Raw genomic sequence first — 19,462 nt, 5'->3', positions numbered from 1 at the left:
CAAAGGCGCCACGCTCTTAGGGGCGCTCTGAAGCCGTCCGGGAATTCAGGCGGAGATTCAACGCCGCCTGCGTCACCACGCCTGCATTTCCATCGACAGGGATCTTGGCGTGGTTTTGAAACCACTCGACCGCCTGCGCGGTGGCGGGACCATATCGTCCATCCACGACAAGCGCCGGCTCAGCCCCGAGATCGTTCAGGGCCTCCTGAAGCTCGCGCGTTTCATCCGACGTGGTTGCGGCTTTCCAGGCCACCTGGTTCGCGCCGCTCTTGCCTATTGCGCTCCACACGACCTCGAAGAGCTCCGTGCGACCGCTCAGGCCGTTGTAGCCACCGTTGATGAGCCGCGTGATTGTGCGGATTTCGTTCCGATCCGCATACGCGTTCAGGCCTCCCTCATTCCATTCGTGAAGGGCGGGAAGCAGAGCCGCTTCGGGTGAGACAATCAGATCCGGGTTATTGTAGAAGTCCACGCCTGCGAGTTTGCCCATGCGCAGGTAGTTGGCGCCGCCAGTCGTCTGCAACAGGCCGCCGCCGCGATATTTGTATCCGTCTCCGGGCTTGGTATTGCCGAGCTCCTTCGCCTTCTTCGGATTACTCAGTCCGTAGACGCGCTCGGCCAAGGCACGATCATTGTTGAGATATTGATCGACCTCGTCGGGCCGGATGGCCGCGCTATGATGGCCGATGCCGAAAATCTCGAGAAGTCGCGCCGTGGTTTTGTATTTGAGGCTCTCGAACAGAACCGTACCGCGGCCGGTTTCATATAGCGCCTGAGCGAGGAAGTGCGCGATGCGAAGCGGAGTGTTGATCTTGAAGCGGTCGAAGATTTCGTCGCCGTCTTCAAAAGCCTTGAGGTAATTGGGATAGCAGCGAGGGGCTACCTTCCGAACGATCGTTACGATCCGCACGAAAATACTCCCTAATATTCAGCCAAATATCATCGATTGAAAAACGTCCCAAGATTATGCACAACACCCTTTGGTTGCAAGAGGAAGATTCGATTTTCCGGACAGGCCTCATCGCCGCAACCTGGCGACATTCGCAGCAACGTCCGGTCTAGTGACCGTCAGTTGCCACCGCGATAAATTGCAACCTGCATCTCGCGACAGGGCTAGGCGCGGCACGACGAGCAATGCGAGCAACGATGGCGGCCGAAGCCGGCCGATGCCTGCTCTCGCGCACGCGAGAGATGAAGCAGATCCCAAAAACCAAACCGCCCGCCCGCGGGTTGCGCAGACGGGCGGCTCGGGGCCATCAGGACTTTGGGGGCATGCGCCTGAAGGCTTTGAGAGGTGTCGGCCTTGAAGGTCAGCCCTGCTGCTGGTCGGTCGGCGGCGGGGTCGGACGCGTCTTGTGCTGCGCCATGAACTGGTCGAACTCTTCCTTGTCCTTGGCGTGACGCAGACGGTCGAGGAAGTTCTTGAACTCGACCTGCTCCTCCTCGAGCCGCTGCAGCGTTTCAGAGCGGTACTCGTCGAAGGCGCGGTTGCCGGAGGACGGGGGGCCGAAGCCAAAGCCGAAGCCGCGGCGCTCCATGCGGCCGCGCATGCGGTCCATCTTGTACTGCATCTTTTCCATCTTGTTCTGCCAGCGATCTTGGTGGCTCCAGCACGACATTCTTCTGCTCCCGAGTGTGAAAAAGAGAAGGGCAAGTCCGATCGGCCACCAGATGATGAAGCCGAGGATGGTCACGGCGATCCAGCCGGGATGCCAGGGCGTATCGAGCATGCGGGGACGTTCGTACTGTTGGTATTGGTCCGAAGGGCCGCGCCAGCGATTAACGTCAGCGGTGTAGGCCATTTCCCATCTCCATCACGGCACCAGCGCCGTTGTGAATGTAAATAACATTTACATAGCTAGACCATCCCGCGATTTTGTCAAGCTGGCCGCCAGACACGCCCGCGTGATTATTTGCGTAATTTTATTTCGGCTTGCCCCAAGGACCACTTGGAGTGCCGCCGGGCGGCACGCCTGAACCGGAGGGCGCCTCCGGCGGCACCGGCGGCGGCTCGGCGCCCTTGCCTACAGGACGGCGGTCGGTCGGGAAGCCGAGACCGCGCAGATAGATCAGCACCTCGGCCTCGAGCAGTTCGTCCGGCGACATCGGCAGTTTTCGTCGCGCGGCGTCCCCCCGGGAGAACAGCGAAGCCACGCCGTGCGCCATCGACCAGATGTGCAGCGCCATCATCATCGCCGGCGGCCGCGCCGTACCTGGCGGCGTCAGCGCCGCGAGCCGCTCGGCTGCAGCGCGAATGATGTTGAAGGCGCGTTCGCTGGCGGCCTGAAGGGCGGGATTGGCGTCGACCGGCACGCCCGATTCGAACATCGCGTTGTAGAACGCGGGCTCCTCACGGGCGAAGGCGAGATAGGCTTTGCCGACGCGCTCGAACGCGGTGACCGTGTCGGGGCGCCCGTCGTCCCAGGCCGCGGTCAGGCGCTGCTCGAACTGCTCGAAGCCGCGCTGGGCAATCGAGGACAACAGCTCGTCACGGTCGCGGAAATGCCGATAGGGCGCCGCTGCGCTGACGCCGGCCATGCGTGCGGCATCGGCGAAGGTGAAGCCAGCCGCGCCCTTCTCGGCGATCAGCCCGAGAGCGGCCTGCAACAGGGCTTCCTTCAGATTTCCGTGGTGATAGCCGCGCTCCGCGCGGCGCTGCTCCTTGCGCCAGCTCATGTGAACGATCTTTACATGAGCCGGCGGTGAAGGTCACTAGCAGGAATCGGGCGTGATTAACCCCGTACTTTCACGGGCGATGCCGGGCCGGAGCGACGGCATCGCAGCCGGAAAATTAGCCTCGTCCGCAGCTACATCTGCGGAATCGGCAGCACGGGCATGACCTCGATCGCCTCGCCCGGGAAGATCGCAAAATGCGGATGGTTCTCGAACAATTTTGCAGCTTCCTCCTGCGAGGCGGCCCGCACCACCGTGAAGCCGGTCAGCGCATTGCTGATCTCGGCAATGCCGCGTCCGTCGATCCGGCGGGTCTTGCCGAGCGGGCCGCCCATCTCCACGATGACGTCCTTGTGCTTCTCGACCCAGCCGTGCCAGGCGGCCATGCCCTCGCGCTCTTTTGCCTTCCGTTCAGCCTCGGGCATCGCATGCCAGGCCTTCATCTTTTCGCCGCTCATGCTGCCGAGATAGACGGCGAGGAATTTATGTTCGGTGCTCATCGGTTCTCTCCTTGCTGATTGACTGACGACAGACGCGATTTCATCGCGATCGCTGTGGCTACCTCTTCAGGTCGCCGAAACCGGCCGCGGCCTCCTGCACGTCGGGCGGAAAGTCGCTCATCTCCTGGACTTGCCGGATCTCGATGATCTCGTTGGCCGAAGCCGGACACTTCTTCGCCCAGGCAATCGCCTCGGCGCGCGAGGCAACCTCGATCATCCAATAGCCGCCAAGGACCTCCTTGGCTTCAGTGAATGGGCCGTCGGTCACGACAGGCTCGCCAGTCGCAAACGAAACCCGCGCACCCATCGACGGCGGATGCAGGCCATCGAGCGTGATCAGCACGCCCGCGTCCTTCAGCGCCTCGTTGTAGCGCATCATCGCCGCGACGCGCTCGGGATCGAGCTGGACGTCCGGCGGCGCGGCCTCGTAGCCGAGCGGGATCATCAACATCATGAATCGCATGGGTCGTATCCTGGCTTCTGCGGTGGTTCCGGGATGCGCCGTGAGGCGCAGGCCCGCTCGCCTTCAAGACGAACGAACTCTCACGGAACCGACACGCCCGCGTAAATAATCTGGAGGGGCCCGGCCCTAGCGCGGCTGCGGCAGGAAACGACCATGCTGCCGGGCAGCCCGGAAATAGACATCGATGCGTCGGACCTTGCCGCTTGCGAAGGTGAAGAACTCCGTGTTGCGAAAACTCCTGCCATCTGTCGCAAGGCAGAGATAAGTAACGAAGGCTTCCTCACCCCGGACGAAGATGCGCTCGATGTCATGCCGTGCGATCCAGCCGCTGTCGCTCCAGCAGCGTTCGAAATAGGTCGCCTTGTCGAGGTCGTCGTCGAACGGGCTGGTGAAGTGGAAATCGTCGGCCAGTGCGTCGGCGACCCGCTGCCGGTCGTTGGCGAGATAGGCGGCGGAGAGGTCTCGGATCAGGCGTTCGCGGTCGTCGGACATTGCGGGTCTCCGCAGCGAGCATCTTGTTAAAGACGGTTCGCCCTCGACCGCGCGGACACCGCCATGCGAGGCGACGCGAAAAAAATCTCGGCTGCGCCCCCGTACAAGTACGGCTCCGCATTGTGAACTCCACCGTGCATATAAACCAAGAGCAGCTGTCAGTTGAAGTAGTTGGCTACTGCTCGTGAAATCGCGGAGCTTGTCGCGACGTGTTCCAGAATTTACCGATGCTCAAGGATAGCATGCAACTTTCAACTCAGGGGAAACGGTATGGCGATCCTGTCGGATCGCGTCCGAGCATTGCGGGGCTTACGTGTTCAATTTCCTGAGCAAGAAGGTCAGACACGCCATCGCGGAGGTCGAGGCGCTCGACCGGTCGCAAGCCGTGATCGAATTCGGTCTCGACGGCACCATCCTCGACGCCAACGAAAACCTTCTCAAGATGAGCGGCTACACGCTTGCCGAGATCAAGGGAAAGCATCACAGCATCTTCGTCAGCCCGGCCGAGCGCGAGAGCGCTCGCTACCGCGATTTTTGGGCCAGCCTGAACCGCGGCGAGTTCCAGACCACGCAATACCGGCGCTACGGCAAGAACGGCAAGGAGGTCTGGGTCCACGCCTCCTACGCGCCGCTGCGCGACGAGAGCGGCAAGGTGGTCAGCTTCATCAAGTTCGCCACCGACATCACGGCCAACAAGATGAGGGCCATGGAGGAGGCCGGTAAGCTCGCCGCGATCAGCCGTGCGCAGGCCGTGATCGAGTTCAACATGGACGGCACCATCGTCACCGCCAACGAGAACTTCCTCAATGCGATGGGCTACTCGCTCGACGAGATCAAGGGCAAGCACCACAGCATGTTCGTGACGCCGGAGGATCGCGCGAGCTCGGCCTATTCCGATTTCTGGGCGCGGCTGAACCGCGGCCAGTTCGAGGCGGCCGAATACAAGCGGCTCGGCAAGGGGGCTAAGGAAATCTGGATCCTCGCGACCTACAACCCCATCCTCGACGAGATGGGCAGGCCGCTCAAGGTGGTGAAGTTCGCCACCGACGTCACCGCGCAGAAGATGAAGGCGGCCGACAATGACGGCCAGCTCGCCGCGATCCAGAAGTCGCAGGCGGTGATCGAGTTCAACATGGACGGCACGATCCGCACCGCCAACGAGAATTTCCTGAAGGCGATGGGCTATGCGCTGGCCGAGATCAAGGGCCAGTACCATTCCATGTTCGTCGAGCCGAACGAGAAGAATTCGGCCGCCTACCGCCAGTTCTGGGAAGCGCTCAATCGCGGCGAATACCAGGCCGCCGAATACAAGCGCATCGCCAAGGGGGGCCGCGATATCTGGATCCAGGCGTCCTACAACCCGATCTTCGATCTCAACGGCAAGCCGTACAAGGTGGTGAAATACGCCACCGACATCACCGCGCAGGCGATCGGCCGCAAGAAGGCCGACAACGCGCGCGGGCTGATCGAGGCGGTCGCCGCCGGCAGCGAGCAGATGAGCGCATCGATCCGCGAAATCTCCGAGACCATGACGAAGTCGCGCGAGACGTCCAAGGTCGCGACCACAAGGGTCGAGTCCGCCGACGGCCAGGCCCAGAAGCTGACGGCCGCCGCACAGGCCATGAGCGGCATCGTCGAGATGATCTCGGGCATCACCAGCCAGATCAATCTGCTCGCGCTCAACGCCACGATTGAATCGGCCCGCGCCGGCGAAGCGGGACGCGGCTTTGCGGTGGTCGCCTCCGAGGTGAAGAACCTCGCGAGCCAGGCCAAGCAGGCGACCGACACGATCACGTCCGAAATCGACGCGCTGAACACCATCTCCGGCGACGTCGCGAGCTCCCTGACCGCGATCAAAGCCGCGATCGCAGGCGTCAACGAGTTCATCGCCTCCACCGCAGCCGCGGTCGAGGAGCAGAGCATCGTGACCGCGGACATGTCGGCCAACATGCAGCGTGCCTCGGCGGAGCTGGCGTAAGGACGACTTCCCCGCCATGTTCGTCATCCTTCGAGGCGGCCGCCTCAGGGTGACGGATTTGGCATTTTTCCAGCTGCGCGCAGCCCTCGCCTGCCCCTTCCTCGTAAGCACAAAAGCGCAGTAAAAGAAGCCTGCACTCCTGCGCCCATATGCTACTCGAGGACAAATTTCCCATGCCGCAAGCCCCGCAAAAAATCGCTCTCGTCACCGGAGCCGCTCGCGGCATTGGGCTTGCGACCGCGAAGAAGTTCCTGGCCGAGGGTTGGCGCGTAGCGCTGCTCGATATCGAGGGCGAGTTGCTCGGCCGGGCGGTCGCCGAAATCGACCAAAGCGAGGCGACGCTGGCGCTGACCTGCGACGTCTCGGACGCCGCCGCAGTGAGCGATGCAATGGAGGCGGTCGAGCGCCGGTTCGGCCGATTGGATGCACTGGTCAACAATGCCGGCATCGCGGTGTTCGCACCGCTGATGGAGACGTCCGAGACCGATTGGCGCCGCGTGCTCGAGGTCAATCTCACCGGCCCGTTCCTCTGCACCAAGGCCGCGGTTCCCTTGATGCGCGAAGGCCATGGCGGCGCCATCGTCAACATCACCTCGATCTCGGCGGTGCGCGCCTCGACGCTGCGCTCGGCCTACGGCACCAGCAAGGCCGGGCTCGCGCACCTGACCAAGCAGCTCGCTGTCGAACTCGCCTCCCTCAACATCCGCGTCAATGCGGTCGCGCCGGGACCGGTCGACACCGCGATGGCGAAGCAGGTGCACACCAAGGAGATCCGCGCCGACTATCACGACGCCATTCCGCTCAACCGCTACGGCCTGGAGGAGGAGCTTGCGGAAGCGATCTACTTCCTGTGCTCGGCAAATGCGAGCTACATCACCGGCCAAATTTTGGCCGTTGATGGCGGCTTCGATGCGGCAGGTATCGGCCTGCCCACGCTGCGCGGCCAGCGCCGCAACGGATAGGTCCGGAAAGTGTAGGGTGGGTTAGCACTGCCGCTGCGCGGGTCGCTGGGCGTAACCCACCCTACGGAACCGATTTAGGTGGAGACTTCATGCGACGCATCTCTTTGCTCAACGCCCTGATGCTTGCATTCGCGCTGCTCGCCACCGCGCCGGCGTCCGCTGAAATCCGCATCATCCAGTCTCCGGGCGGACAGGTCGGGCCGTTCCTCGATTTGTTCGAGAAGGTGCGCGAGAGCGGCGAGCGCGTGGTGATCGATGGTCCCTGCCTATCTGCCTGCACCCTGGTGCTGAGCATCGTGCCGGGCGAGCGCATCTGCGTCACCAAGCGCGCCGTGCTCGGCTTCCATGCGGCACGCTCGGTCGACCGCCGCGGGCGCTTTTATGCCGAGCCGGAAGCATCGGTCGCGGTGCTTGCCGCCTATCCCGGCCCAGTGCGCGACTGGATCAGCCGCCGTGGCGGCCTCACCTCGCGGCTACTCTTGCTCAAGGGGCGCGATCTCGCCGCGATCTATCCGCGCTGCCGCTGACGAATGTGGCAGCCGCCACGCATGTGACGTGAATGAGTTCTGTGAACCGCGTCGCGTCACATCAAAGGCATCTGGCTTGGCCGGCCCGAGGCCACACGGCAGGTTCCCTGTGCTCGCACCCAATGTGCGCACCGGGGTCTCCACGCCATCACGCTTTGGCTGCCGTCAGTAAAGAGTCTGGATCACCGGCCCCAGCTTCATGCTGACGCAGATAAGCATCCCCCACAGGGCAAAATTGATCTGTAGCGCCGCCGCCATCGGTCGCTCCCCTTCCAAGTGACGTCCACCCCAGCTTTTTAGATTTTGTGAGTCACCAATAGCGATTCTGACGTGCAGATTACAGCCCAATATTGCGTCAATTGTTGTGCGATGCAGTCCGCATGGTTTCACGAAGCGGCCTCAGTGCTCCCGCAAAGTGATGCGAATCGTGCGTTCATTGCTCGGCCACGCCGGCCAACCGTTTGCCTTAAGTTCCATTTGACCGACGCGATGCAAGTTTCCCGTGCGGAAGCTTGCGCACTGCGCATCGAACTTTGGGTCCGGCATGATACGACGCGGCTTCATCTTGCTTACTTTCTGCACAGCGCTGCTTGGATGTGCAGACGCACCGGCGCAGGAGCGCCGCCCGATCGCATGGGATGGCCTCGGCCAGGACCCCAACAAAGGCTCGAATCGCCCACATGTCGCAAAGCGGCGCGCGACGAACCCCGCGCCCGCGGCAGCTGATCCCAATCAGGAACGGGAACGAGTGCTCGGCACCTTGCGGCCATACTCGGAGGCGTGGTGGGCGATCCATGACGAGATCGAAGCCGAGAACGACAAGCAGCTCGGCACCAAGCTCGTGATCTGCCCTCGCTGCGTTCAGTCGCCGCAGCAAAGCGAGGACGCGACCGGATCGATCCGTTGAGCGAGCTCACGACCGATCCGGGTATGACGCGCGATAAATCCAGGCGTCCCCTCTCCCGCAACACTGGAGAGAGGGGATCGCGACTCAATTGATCATGCAGGCGGTCGCGCCTGTCACATCCCTTCGGCCGGGCAGTTCACCATCCAGGGAATGCCGAACTTGTCGACGCACATGCCAAAGCCCTTGGCCCAGAACGTCTTGCTGAACGGCATGGTGACGCTGCCGCCCTCGGCGAGCGCGTTGAACTTACGCTCGCCATCTGCGGGATCCTTGACGGTGAGCGAGATCGAGAAGCCCTGCGGCTTGTGAAAGTGCTCGGCCGGCGCATCGGAGGCCATCAATACGCTGCCGTCGGGCAACGACATCCGCGCATGCATGATCATCTTCTCGCGGCCGGGCGCGGCGGGCATGTCCGGCGGCGCGTCCGATGACCGCATCATGGCGTCGATCTTGCCGCCCAGGACCTTGGCGTAGAAGTTGAACGCAGCTTCGCAGGTGTCCTGATAGAACAGATAAGCGTTGAGCATCGTTTCTCTCCTCTTCGTTTGCAGTGAGGCTTATTGCTTCTCAGTCAGCTTCTTCAGGCTGGCGAGGCCGGCATCGAAATCCTTGCCGATCATGCTGTCCATGTTGATGAACACCTGCATGATCTTGGACATGAACGGAGCCGGACCGTACATCGCCCATGTGACCAGAGTGGCATCGCCTTGCGGCACAAAGGTGAACTCGGCGGTGTTGTGACCTTCGAACGGCCGCTCGAAATCGAGCTTGATGCGAAGCTTGGACGGCCCGGTCGCCTCGAGGATCTCCATGCGGCCGGCGCCGACATTGTTGTTGCCGTCCCAGGCATAGGTCGCGCCCTTGCCTCCCTCAGATCCACCGAAGGTGCGCTTCATGGCGGGATCGCGGGTCTCATAGGGCGACCAGTTGGTCCAGCGGCGGAAATCGGCGACCTGCGGATAGATCGCACCGGCCGTCGCCTTCACCGCGAGGCTTCGCTCGACGCGGAAGGTGTCAGGCTTTGTCAGGGCGAAGGCAAGGACGCCCACAAGTGCGGCGGCGAGCAGGATGGCGATAATGGCAACGGCTTTCAGCATGAGGAGCTCCGTGGATACGGGCTTAGGACGAACGGGAATGGCGGAGGCCGACAATTGACGACGAAATTATTCTGCCGTCATTCCGGGGCACCCGAAGGGTGAACTATGGTGCGCTATTGCGCACCTGAGAATCTCGAGATTCCCCGGTGCGCAAGTGCGCACCTAAGGTCTGGTCCTTCGGACCATCCCGGAATGACGCGTGCGGCGTCACTTCACTTTCGCGCCCTGCCGCGCGCCGGACTTCGGCTGGCTGTCCCGGATCAGGCGATCGATGTGCATGCGGATGTGGGCCGCCTCTGCGGACGTGTTGGCAAGTGCGATGGCGCGGTCGAAGGCGACACGCGCCTCGTCGTTGCGGCCGAGCTGCATCAGGAAGGCGCCGCGCACGCCGTAGAAATGGAAGTAGTTGGCGAGCTTCGGCGCAAGCGGCTCGATCAGATCGAGCGCGGCTTGCGGCCCTTGCACCTTCGAGACCGCGACCGCGCGGTTGAGCGTCACCACGGGAGACGGCTGCACAACTTCAAGCGCGCCATAGAGCAGGTCGATCTGCGCCCAGTCGGTCTCCTCCGGCGTCGACGCGCGGGCATGCAATGCAGCGATCGCGGCCTGGATCTGATAGGGCCCGCTGCGGCGGTGGCGCATCGCCTTGTCGATCAGCGCCAGCCCTTCCGCGATCATGGTGCTGTTCCAAAGCGAACGGTCCTGGTCGTCCAGCAGGATCAGCGAGCCATCGGCGGCAAAGCGCGCGGCACTGCGTGCATGCTGCAGCAAGATGAGCGCGGTGAGCCCCATGATCTCCGGCTCGCTCGGAAACAGCCTGAGCAGCAGGCGCCCCAGCCGGATCGCCTCCTCGCAGAGCGGCTTGCGTATCTCCGCGGTGTCGCCGCTCGCCGAATAGCCCTCGTTGAAGATCAGGTAAATCATCGCCGCGACACCGGCGAGCCGCTCGGAGCGCTCGATTGCGCCGGGCGCTTCGAACGGCGTCCCGGCTTCGGCGACCTTCGCCTTGGCGCGGGTGATGCGCTGCTCCATCGCCGCGTCCGACACCAGGAAGGCGCGCGCGATCTGCTTCACGGTAAGCCCCGACACGATGCGCAGCGCCAGCGCGATCTGCTGCGTCGCCGGCAATTGCGGATGGCAGCAGATGAACATCAACCGCAGGATGTCGTCGCGGTAGTGCGAGCCGTCCAGCCGTTCGGCCAGCGCGCCTTCGGCGTCGTCGAGATCGGAGATCGCCTGATCGTCCTCCGGCAGCGGCTGCTGCTTGCGGGTCCGGCGCACCTCGTCGATGGCGGCATTGCGGCCGACCATGATCAGCCAGGCCGCAGGATCGCGCGGCGGCCCGTTCTGCGGCCAGGTCTTGAGCGCGCGCAGGGAGGCGTTTTGGAACGCCTCCTCGGCGGTGTCGAGAACACGGAAATAACGCAGCAGCGCGCCGACCGCCTGGGGGCGCGCCGAGGTCAGCGCGGTCTCGATCCAGCCGGTGTCGGTCTCGCTCACGTCAAATTTCCTCCGGGCCGGAACACGCCGACGGGACGCACCTCATAGGCGCCGCCGGGATTGGCAGCGCCAAGGTCGCGGGCGACGTCGAGCGCCTCATCGAGATTCTTGCAGTCGACGATATAGAAGCCGAGCAGCTGCTCCTTGGTCTCGGCATAGGGGCCGTCCAGCACCAGCGGAGGATCTTCCTTCCGCAAGGTCGCCGCTGCCGTGGTCGGCAGCAGCCGCGCGACCGGCCCGAGCCGGCCCTGCTGGGTGAGCTTCTCCTGCACCACGGCGAGCTTCTTCATCACGGCCTCATCCTGCTCCTTGCTCCAGGAGCCGACGAAGTCCTCATCGTGATAGCAAAGGATGGCATAAAGCATAGGCGACACTTTCCTCGTCTGTTCTAAAGACGCGCCAATATGCCCCGCCCCGACAGGACTGCGGAAAAAATTTGCAAGAAAAATCCGGCAGATCGTGCCAAGGAGAGCTTTCGTAAGCGGAACCCGACGAGGCACTTCGAATGACCAAGGGCACACTGGCCGTCCTGATCAACAGCACGCAGCAGAACTGGTTGCCGGAGCGCTGGAAGGCCCGGTTTGATGCTGTCTGCGGCGGCCGCCGTGTGGTGCTGCTGCCGGATTCCACGCTCGATCCCGCCGAGGTGCACTATGCCACGGTGTGGAAGCCGGTGCCCGGCGATCTCGGCGCCTTCCCCAATCTGCGGGCGATCTTCAATCTCGGCGCCGGCGTCGATGCGCTGATGGCGGACAAGAGCCTGCCCGATGTGCCGCTGGTCCGGGTCGCGGTGCCTGACCTCACCAACCGCATGACTGAATATGTCGTGCTGCATGTGCTGATGCACCACCGCCAGGAGCTTTATTTGCGAGACTCGCAGGGGGCAAAACGCTGGGAGCCGAAATATCAATGGCCGGCGAGCGCGGTCACGGTTGGGATCATGGGGCTTGGCACGTTAGGAGCGGATGCGGCCGACGTGCTGCGCCGGCTCGGCTTCCGCGTCGCCGGCTGGAGCCGCAGCCCGCGCACGATCGACGGCGTCGAATGCTTCCATGGCACCGCCGGCATGGATGCCTTCCTGCGCAAGACCGACATCCTGGTCTGCCTGCTGCCGCTGACGCCCGACACGCACGGCATCCTCAACCGCGACGTCTTCACCAAGCTCAACCGCAACAGCCCGCTCGGCGCGCCGGTGCTGATCAATGCCGGCCGCGGGGGCCTGCAGAACGAGGCCGACATCCTCGCCTGCCTCGATGAAGGCACGCTGGGCGCCGCCTCGCTCGATGTCTTCGTGCAGGAGCCGCAGCCGGCGGACAGCCGGTTCTGGACCCATCCCAAGGTGGTGCTGACGCCCCACAACGCAGCCGACACCGACGCGGACGCGATCTCGGCCTATGTCGCCGAGCAGATCGCACGGTTCGAGGCCGGCGGCGCGCTGGAGAACGTGGTGGACCGGGCCAGGGGTTATTGAGGCTCTCGGGATTTTGCGAACGCTGGCGCCTCATGTTCAGTGTCGTCCCCGCCTAGTGCGCAATTGCGCACGGGCGCGGGGATCCATACCGCGTGATCTCTCGATCGCAAACAGAAGCGGTACCGAACGACGAGTCTTCGGCAAACTCCTCCCTGGGATTATGGGTCCCCGCCTTCGCGGGGACGACGCCTTTGTTTTGGCGGATGGCTTCCCCTCCCCCACAACCACCGCGCTCCGCCGGTATCCCGTTCACCCTCTCTTAGCGAGAAGTTGATAAGCGTTGTTAACCAACGCTCAAACAACGAGTCGGACATGCGCGCGAGCCTCGGCCTCAGGATGCGGATCACGGTTGCCCTCGCGGTGACGGCGGCGGCAACCGCCCTGTTTGCGGTGCTCGGGGCGATGTGGATCATCGCGGGGATCATCGACCGCGCCGACCAGCGCGAGCTGCACAGCCATTATGATGCCCTTCAGTCGCGCATCGCCGAGGAATCGCACCGGGCCGCCGCCATGAGCACGGTCGTGGCCGCGATGCCGGCGACGCAGGATGCGATGGCCAAGCAGGACCGCAACGCCCTGATAGCCCTGTTCGGGCCGGTCTTTGCCGCGACCAAATCGGAATACGGTGTCGAGCAATTCCAGTTCCATGTGGCGCCAGCGACCTCGTTCCTGCGCGTGCACCAGCCCGCCAAGTTCGGCGACGACCTCAGCGGATTCCGCAAGACCGTCGTAGTCGCCAACCAGGATCGCAAGGTAGTGGTCGGCCTCGAAGGCGGCGTCGCCGGGCTCGGCATCCGCGGCGTGGTGCCGATCGCGCAAGGGGCTAAGCATCTCGGCTCGGTCGAATTCGGCCTGACCTTCGGCCAGTCCTTCCTCGACGATTTCAAGACCAACCGCCATGTCGACGTCGCCTTCCACCTCGCCGACGGCTCGGGCTTCAAGCTGTTCGGCGGCACGCTGAAGGGCAAGAGCTTCTTCGACGCGGCCGATTACGGCCGCGCTACCACAGGCAGCTTCACGGTGAAGCGGGCCAAGCTCGACAACACGCCGGTGGCAGCGCTGCTCGGCCCGATCAAGGATTTTTCCGGAAAGCCGCTCGGCGCCGTCGAGTTGGTGATGGACAATGCCGATTACGAGGCCTCGGCCGACCGCGCCTGGATGCTCGCGATCGCGATCGCCGCGATCGGGCTCGTGCTTGCCGCCATCGTCGGCTATCTCATCGCCCGCAGCATCTCGCGTCCGATCCTCTCCATCACGTCCGTCATGCGCGAGCTCGCAGACGGCCGGACCGACGTCACCATCCCCGCCAGCAAGGCGAACGACGAAGTCGGGGCGATGGTGAAGGCGGTCGCGGTGTTCCGCGACAACGCCGTCAACTTTGGCAAGCTTCAGGCCGAGCAGCTGGAAGCCAAGGCGCAGTCCGAAGCGGAGAAGCGGCGCGCCTTCGCCGCGCTTGCCGACAATTTCGAGGCCAGCATCCGCGACGTCGTCACCACGGTGTCCGCGGCTGCGGTCGAGATGGAGCATACCGCCCGCTCGATGTCGGCCATCGTCGAGCAGTCTCGGCAGCAAACCGGCGCCGTGTCGTCCGCCTCGGCGCTTGCCTCTGAAAACGTGCAGACCGTCGCGGCAGCGGCCGAGGAACTATCTTCCTCGATGACGGAGATCAGCCGTCGTCTGGCTCATGCGACCGAGGTGGTCGGCAAGGCCGCCAGCGACGGACGGCAGTCGAATGCGCGTGTGCAGAGCCTGGCTGAGGCTGCGCAGAAGATCGGCGACGTCGTCTCCTTCATCAACGGCATCGCGGGCCAGACCAACCTGCTGGCGCTGAACGCGACGATCGAAGCGGCGCGCGCGGGCGAAGCCGGCCGCGGCTTTGCCGTGGTCGCTTCCGAGGTCAAGGCACTGGCGACCCAGACCGCCAAGGCGACCGAGGAGATCGGGGCACAGGTCAACGCGGTGCAGGGCGAGACATCAGGCGCTGTGGACGGCATCCAGTCGATCTGCGCGACGATCCAGCAGGTCGATGAAATCTCCGCCGCGATCGCCGCAGCCGTCGGCCAGCAGGGCACGGCGACGCAGGAGATCGCACAGAACGTCCAGCAGGCGGCCGCCCGCACCGGCGAGGTCTCGCAGAACATCTCCGGTGTCACTGCCGGCATCGCCGCAACGGGCACGGCGGCCGAGGAGGTGCTGGGTTCGGCGATCGAGCTGTCGAAGCAGTCGCAGCGGCTGCGGGACGAGGTGGATCGCTTCCTCGCGCAGATTCGGGCTGCTTAGTCGTGGCCACGATCTCGCTTCATCATCGGTGTCGTCCCCGCCTAGTGCGCAATTGCGCACGGGGGCGGGGACTCATAACCCCAGGGAGAAGTTGTTAGGCGAGCTGGTAACTCCCAGTCTTCGCCAAACGCCTCCCTGTGGTTATGGGTCCCGGGCTCGGCGCTACGCGCGCCCCGGGAAGACAGCCTAACTTTTAGCTCCCACCATGACATCAATCGCGCCCTTCACGATCGCCTCCAGCTCCTTGCGCGACACGCGCGCGCGCGAGCGGATGGCGATGGTGTGGACGGTGGCTGATGCGATCTGCGCCAGCACGACCGGATCGGCGCTCTCCGGCAGCTCGCCGTTCTCCTTGGCGCGGCGGAAGCAGTTTGCAAAAGCCTTGTCGAGCTCGGTGAGACCGTCGAGCACCATGGCGCGGATCTCGGGATCGCCAACGGCTTCTGACGCCGCGGTCACCACCGTAAAGCAGCCGCGCGGACCGGTCTCGCCCGAGAGATAGATGTTCAGCGCGGAGGCGAAGATGCGTTCCAGCCGCTGACGCACCGGCATTTCCTCGCGGAAGATCGCGGCCATCGAAGCCCGCGCTTCCTCGCGGTAGCGCTGATAGCTCTTGATGTAGAGCTCCCGCTTGTCGCCGAAGGCGCCGTAAAGGCTCGGGCGGTTCATTCCGGTCGCTTCGCTCAAATCATCGAGCGAGGTCGCGGCAAAACCCTGTCTGCGGAACAGGTCGAGCGCCTTGCCGAGTGCAACGTCGGGCTCGTAGGCGCGCGGACGGCCGCGGCGCTTAGGTTGGCCGCGGCCCTCGGGTTCATTGGCAGCAGCTGGCGGCTTCGATTTTTGTACCATTTCGCAAATAATCCTTGACCGACCCCATATTATGCAAGATGGTACAAAAATCAATCTGGCCAGGTTGAGCGAAATCTCAGGAATTGCCCAAGGAGGCTACAGATGGATCTCTATTTCTCGCCGCTCGCCTGTTCGATGGCAACCCGCGTCGCGCTGTATGAAGCCGGTGCCGAGGCGAAATATCTCGAGGTCGACCCGCCGACCAAGACCGTGCTGAGCGACGGCTCCGACTTCCGCGCCGTCAATCCGATCGGCCTGGTGCCGACGCTGCGCACCGACGAGGGCGTGGTTCTGACCGAGAACGCGGCAATCCTGCAATACGTCGCCGACCGCTTCCCGCAATCCGGGCTCGGCGCCGCGGCAGGCATCGATCGCACGCGTCTGCATCAATGGCTATGCTTCATCGGCACCGAACTTCATAAGGGCCTCTTCATCCCGCTGCTCGACCGCAAGGCGCCGCAGGAGACCAAGGCCTATGCCCTCGAGAAGAACCTGTCGCGGCTCGACTATCTCGACAACTACCTGAAGGGGCGCGACTTCCTGCTCGATCATTTCAGCGTCGCCGACGCCTATCTGGTCACGGTCATCAACTGGACCATGGCGACGCCGCCGATCGAGCTCGCGAAATGGCCGAACGTGAAGGCCTATTACGAGCGCCTGCGCCAGCGGCCGTCAGTTGCGAAGGCGGTTGCGGAAGAGTTCGAGCTGTACAAGGCCGAGCTCGCGCGCAAGAAGGCGGCGGCGTAGGCCGAACTGAACACCCCTTCGCTCTTGCTCGCACAAGACGTCGTCCCGGTCGACAAGCCGGGACAACGTTTGGCGCGCCTCTCTCGTGTCCCGGACGCGCTGCAGCGTTCTTAGGCTGCTGCGCAGAGCCGGGACCCAGATGGCCGCACATTCCGCTGATGCATTGGCCCCGGCTCTGCAGCGCACTGCAACCATCGACGCTTCGCATCGTCGGGCGCGTTTCGCTGCGTCCGGGGCATGAGACCGTTGTTTGGCGATAGTTCGTAGGATGGGTAGAGCGAAGCGAAACCCATCAACGCCTTTTCCACGTTGAAACATGATGGGTTTCGCAAGGGCTCTACCCATCCTACGACATCGTTTCATCTGCACATACCTTCGCGCTCTCGCGGCGTCGTTCGCCCGAGCTTTGCTGGCTTCTTCCGCCCTCTCGAAAGCAAGGGCGCAGGGAAGGCCGGGCGCCGGCTGGCACCCGAAGTCCCGCGTGTGCTAAAGAAGCGCGCACGGGGTGGACGACAGGTGATGCCGGTCGCCCGGCCTTCCCTGCGCGATGGTTTTCACGGTGTCCTTCGTGCTCTCCTCGGGGAGCGATGCACTATTGCCCCCGTCGCCTTGCAGATGCTCGATGCGCGCGCCGGTTGGCCGCCACATCTCCGCAGGACTTGACGCACAGACCCCGGGCGTCAGGACCACACGACTTCTCCGTCCGCGCACATCCTCGCTGGGTTCTCCACGGCTGGCGTGCGCTCGCCGTCGAGGCCATTCGAAGATGCTGTCAGCGCCGTGTCGTATCGCGCCTGCCGCTGCTCACGGTCTCCCGCCCTGCAGCCACCATTCGCGCCGACGCCGTCGCGGCCACCGCATCCCGGCCCGCGTCCCGTGACGATCGCGAAACGCCCCCTGTGGCGGGCGGGATGCTTCGGCTTGTACGGCAAAACCGAAGTTCTGTAAATTCGAATATTTTTGCAAGGAGCTCTCGACCCAGCGCTTGCGTGTTTTGCCCGTCGGACACCACAACGGATGGTAGGTGGGAGAGCCGGGCGGCCTGGCTGGGAGCTATCGAAAAAGCCGGCGACGAGATGTCGACTACCCGTACAGCACCCGCGGTAAAATCGTGACGATGCCGGGCCAGAGCGTCAGCAGCAGCACGAAGCCAACCATGATCATGAGATAAGGCAACGTGACACGCGCGATGTAGCCGAGGCCGTCCTCGGTGAGGCCCTGGATGACGAACAGATTGAAGCCGACGGGCGGCGTGATCTGCGCCATCTCGACCGCGAGCACGAGGAAGATACCGAACCAGATCTCGTCGAATCCCGCCCCCTTCACGATGGGCAGCACGATCGGCAAAGTCATCACGATCATCGAGAAGCCGTCGAGGAAGCAGCCGAGGATCAGGTAGAAGACGACCAGCACCACGATCAGCATGAAGGGCGACAATCCCAAGCCCTTCACGAAGGCGGCGACCGCCTGCGGGATGCCGAGAAAAGCCGCGGCATTGCCGAGGATCGAGGCGCCGAGCACGATCAGCGCGATCATCGAGCAGGTCACGACCGAGCCGATCAGCACGTCGCGCATCACCTGCTGCGACATCGAGCCCTGCGCCCAGGCGACCAGCGCCGCGCCGAGCACGCCGACGGCGGCGGCTTCCGACGGCGTCGCGAGCCCACCATACATCGAGCCAAGCACGCAGGCGATCAGGAACAATGCCGGCGCGAGGTCCTTCAGCGCGGCGAAGCGCTCGCTCCAGGGCACCTGCGAAAGCTTCGCTTCCGTTTCCGGCACCATCGCAGGCTTGAGGCTCGTATGCAGCATCACCCAGCCCATGAAGGTGGCGGCGAGCAGCAGGCCGGGCAGCACGCCGGCGGTGAACAGCTTCAGGATCGAGACGTCGCCGAGCACACCGTAGATAATCATGATGTTGGACGGCGGGATCAGGAAGCCGAGCGTGCCGGCGCCGGCGAGCGAGCCGATCGCGATGTCGCGCGAATAGCCGCGGCGCAGCAGCTCGTTGAGCGACATGCGGCCGATCACCTGCGTGGTCGCGGCCGACGAACCGGAGATCGCCGCGAAGATGGTGCAGCCGATCACGTTGACATGCAGAAGCCGGCCCGGCAGAAGCCCGGCCCAGGGCGCCAGCCCCTGAAACAGCGAGCGCGACAGGCGGGTGCGAAACAGCAGCTCGCCCATCAGGATGAACAGCGGAAGCGCCAGCAGTTCCTGCGTGGTCAGGATGTTCCAGGCGTACTGCGGCAACAGCTTGTCGAGCGGGATCGAGCGGAACATCGCGAGCAGAAGCGTCGCGGTGAGCGCGAGAGTGAGGCCGATCCACACGCCGCAGGCCAGCAGCGCAAACAGGATCGCGAACAGGGCGACAACTTCGATGGTCATGCGATCTTGAATCCGGGTGCGGGCGCTGCGGTCATTCGACGGGAGAGGCCTTCATGCGATGATCCTCCAGCGGCAGACCGAGCACGGCCTGGATCGCGCGTGCCAGGAATTGCAGCGTCAGCAGCAGCATGCCGAAGGTGACGACGGCCTCCGGAAACCACAGCGGGGTATCGCTTGAGGTCGAGACCTGGCCGCGCGTGTAGGCGGCAAAGGCGAACTTCGCCATGGCCGAGGTCAGGAACGCCATGAAGGCGAAGCCGGCGGCCGCCGAGAGAATCTCGAGCGCGCGCTGCACCGGTGCCGGCGCGTTCTTGAGCAGCAGCACGACGCGGATGTGGCCGCCGACACGCAGGGTCATGGCGGCGCCGAAGGTGAAGGACGCCGCCATCAGATAAGACGAGTACTCCCAGGCAATCGAGATCGTCGGCGGAAAGAACGACAGGAAATTCGAGAGGAAGCGCGTTGCCACCTCGCACAGCATCAGCAGCGTCAGCATCAACAGGCATCCGCCGCCGATCCAGCCGTCGAGGCGGCCGAGCCGGTCGATGCCGTCGAGCAAGATACGCAGCGGCACTGGTGCCGCTGCATTGAGGCTTTGCGGTGCTTCGGACGAAACGCTCACCACCAC

20 protein-coding genes are annotated in these 19,462 nt (G+C 63.9%); 7 read left to right on the top strand and 13 right to left on the bottom strand.

Annotated elements, in window-relative coordinates:
- Positions 1-16: 16 nt before the first annotated feature.
- The 6 genes from GA0061098_RS11350 to GA0061098_RS11325 all read right to left on the bottom strand — a co-directional run bounded on the left by GA0061098_RS11350 (position 17) and on the right by GA0061098_RS11325 (position 4,128).
- Positions 17-910 carry a peptidoglycan-binding protein gene (locus tag GA0061098_RS11350; RefSeq protein WP_091956423.1) on the bottom strand — a complete coding sequence of 298 codons (894 nt, stop codon included), beginning with the start codon at positions 908-910 and terminating at the stop codon, positions 17-19.
- A 400-nt stretch (positions 911-1,310) separates the two neighbouring features.
- On the bottom strand, positions 1,311-1,802 hold the full coding sequence (locus tag GA0061098_RS11345; protein WP_028140327.1) for a DUF2852 domain-containing protein: 492 nt from the start codon (positions 1,800-1,802) through the stop codon (positions 1,311-1,313).
- A gap of 121 nt (positions 1,803-1,923) precedes the next feature.
- Entirely contained in the window at positions 1,924-2,676 is a 753-nt protein-coding gene (locus tag GA0061098_RS11340; RefSeq protein ID WP_091956422.1) for a TetR/AcrR family transcriptional regulator, read from the bottom strand.
- Between the two features lie 131 nt (positions 2,677-2,807).
- On the bottom strand, positions 2,808-3,173 hold the full coding sequence (locus tag GA0061098_RS11335) for a YciI family protein (protein WP_091956421.1): 366 nt from the start codon (positions 3,171-3,173) through the stop codon (positions 2,808-2,810).
- 58 nt (positions 3,174-3,231) lie between these two features.
- On the bottom strand, positions 3,232-3,636 hold the full coding sequence (locus GA0061098_RS11330) for a YciI family protein (RefSeq protein WP_091956420.1): 405 nt from the start codon (positions 3,634-3,636) through the stop codon (positions 3,232-3,234).
- A 126-nt stretch (positions 3,637-3,762) separates the two neighbouring features.
- A complete protein-coding gene (locus GA0061098_RS11325) occupies positions 3,763-4,128 on the bottom strand; it encodes a nuclear transport factor 2 family protein (protein ID WP_091956419.1) in 366 nt (121 codons plus the stop codon).
- Positions 4,129-4,441: 313 nt separating this feature from the next.
- Between GA0061098_RS11325 and GA0061098_RS11320 the strand changes: the two genes are divergently transcribed.
- From GA0061098_RS11320 to GA0061098_RS11305, 4 genes are all read left to right on the top strand, one after another.
- Positions 4,442-6,106: a methyl-accepting chemotaxis protein gene (locus GA0061098_RS11320; protein ID WP_091956418.1), complete on the top strand. Its 1,665-nt coding sequence runs from the start codon at positions 4,442-4,444 to the stop codon at positions 6,104-6,106.
- 173 nt (positions 6,107-6,279) lie between these two features.
- A complete protein-coding gene (locus tag GA0061098_RS11315; protein ID WP_091956417.1) occupies positions 6,280-7,068 on the top strand; it encodes an SDR family NAD(P)-dependent oxidoreductase in 789 nt (262 codons plus the stop codon).
- A gap of 89 nt (positions 7,069-7,157) precedes the next feature.
- Positions 7,158-7,595, top strand: a complete 438-nt coding sequence (locus GA0061098_RS11310) for a hypothetical protein (RefSeq protein WP_018317756.1) — start codon at positions 7,158-7,160, stop codon at positions 7,593-7,595.
- A 544-nt stretch (positions 7,596-8,139) separates the two neighbouring features.
- Positions 8,140-8,502 (top strand): hypothetical protein, encoded by a 363-nt coding sequence (locus GA0061098_RS11305; RefSeq protein ID WP_091956416.1) that lies wholly within the window; start codon positions 8,140-8,142, stop codon positions 8,500-8,502.
- A 113-nt stretch (positions 8,503-8,615) separates the two neighbouring features.
- On the opposite strand, the gene GA0061098_RS11300 is transcribed toward GA0061098_RS11305, so the two are convergent.
- The 4 genes from GA0061098_RS11300 to GA0061098_RS11285 all read right to left on the bottom strand — a co-directional run bounded on the left by GA0061098_RS11300 (position 8,616) and on the right by GA0061098_RS11285 (position 11,464).
- Positions 8,616-9,029 (bottom strand): VOC family protein, encoded by a 414-nt coding sequence (locus tag GA0061098_RS11300; protein WP_091956415.1) that lies wholly within the window; start codon positions 9,027-9,029, stop codon positions 8,616-8,618.
- A gap of 30 nt (positions 9,030-9,059) precedes the next feature.
- Positions 9,060-9,599, bottom strand: coding sequence for an SRPBCC family protein (locus tag GA0061098_RS11295; RefSeq protein WP_091956414.1), 540 nt, complete (start codon positions 9,597-9,599; stop codon positions 9,060-9,062).
- Positions 9,600-9,806: 207 nt separating this feature from the next.
- Positions 9,807-11,099: an RNA polymerase sigma factor gene (locus GA0061098_RS11290; protein WP_091956413.1), complete on the bottom strand. Its 1,293-nt coding sequence runs from the start codon at positions 11,097-11,099 to the stop codon at positions 9,807-9,809.
- On the bottom strand, positions 11,096-11,464 hold the full coding sequence (locus GA0061098_RS11285; protein ID WP_028140339.1) for a YciI family protein: 369 nt from the start codon (positions 11,462-11,464) through the stop codon (positions 11,096-11,098). Before GA0061098_RS11285 ends, GA0061098_RS11290 begins: the two co-directional genes overlap by 4 nt.
- Before the next feature lie 140 nt (positions 11,465-11,604).
- Here GA0061098_RS11285 and GA0061098_RS11280 point away from each other — a divergent pair, with 140 nt between their 5' ends.
- On the top strand, positions 11,605-12,570 hold the full coding sequence (locus GA0061098_RS11280) for a 2-hydroxyacid dehydrogenase (RefSeq protein WP_091956412.1): 966 nt from the start codon (positions 11,605-11,607) through the stop codon (positions 12,568-12,570).
- A gap of 312 nt (positions 12,571-12,882) precedes the next feature.
- Entirely contained in the window at positions 12,883-14,850 is a 1,968-nt protein-coding gene (locus tag GA0061098_RS11275; RefSeq protein WP_165637295.1) for a methyl-accepting chemotaxis protein, read from the top strand.
- Between the two features lie 186 nt (positions 14,851-15,036).
- On the opposite strand, the gene GA0061098_RS11270 is transcribed toward GA0061098_RS11275, so the two are convergent.
- Complete coding sequence (locus tag GA0061098_RS11270) at positions 15,037-15,699, bottom strand: TetR/AcrR family transcriptional regulator (RefSeq protein WP_091956411.1); 663 nt, start codon at positions 15,697-15,699, stop codon at positions 15,037-15,039.
- A gap of 102 nt (positions 15,700-15,801) precedes the next feature.
- Here GA0061098_RS11270 and GA0061098_RS11265 point away from each other — a divergent pair, with 102 nt between their 5' ends.
- The gene (locus tag GA0061098_RS11265) at positions 15,802-16,446 is read left to right on the top strand and encodes a glutathione binding-like protein (protein WP_091956410.1); all 645 of its coding nucleotides are present in this window, start codon (positions 15,802-15,804) and stop codon (positions 16,444-16,446) included.
- Between the two features lie 1,083 nt (positions 16,447-17,529).
- Here the strand turns inward: GA0061098_RS11265 and GA0061098_RS11255 are convergent.
- Positions 17,530-18,834, bottom strand: coding sequence for a TRAP transporter large permease (locus tag GA0061098_RS11255; protein WP_091956409.1), 1,305 nt, complete (start codon positions 18,832-18,834; stop codon positions 17,530-17,532).
- Positions 18,835-18,865: 31 nt separating this feature from the next.
- Positions 18,866-19,459: a TRAP transporter small permease subunit gene (locus GA0061098_RS11250; RefSeq protein ID WP_091956635.1), complete on the bottom strand. Its 594-nt coding sequence runs from the start codon at positions 19,457-19,459 to the stop codon at positions 18,866-18,868.
- Between the last annotated feature and the right edge of the window lie 3 nt (positions 19,460-19,462).

Origin of the sequence: Bradyrhizobium shewense, assembly GCF_900094605.1 — a bacterium.
GTDB classification, from domain to species: Bacteria; Pseudomonadota; Alphaproteobacteria; order Rhizobiales; family Xanthobacteraceae; genus Bradyrhizobium; species Bradyrhizobium shewense.
Note: the sequence above shows the minus strand (reverse complement) of the source record. Positions and strands in the feature narration are given on the sequence as shown.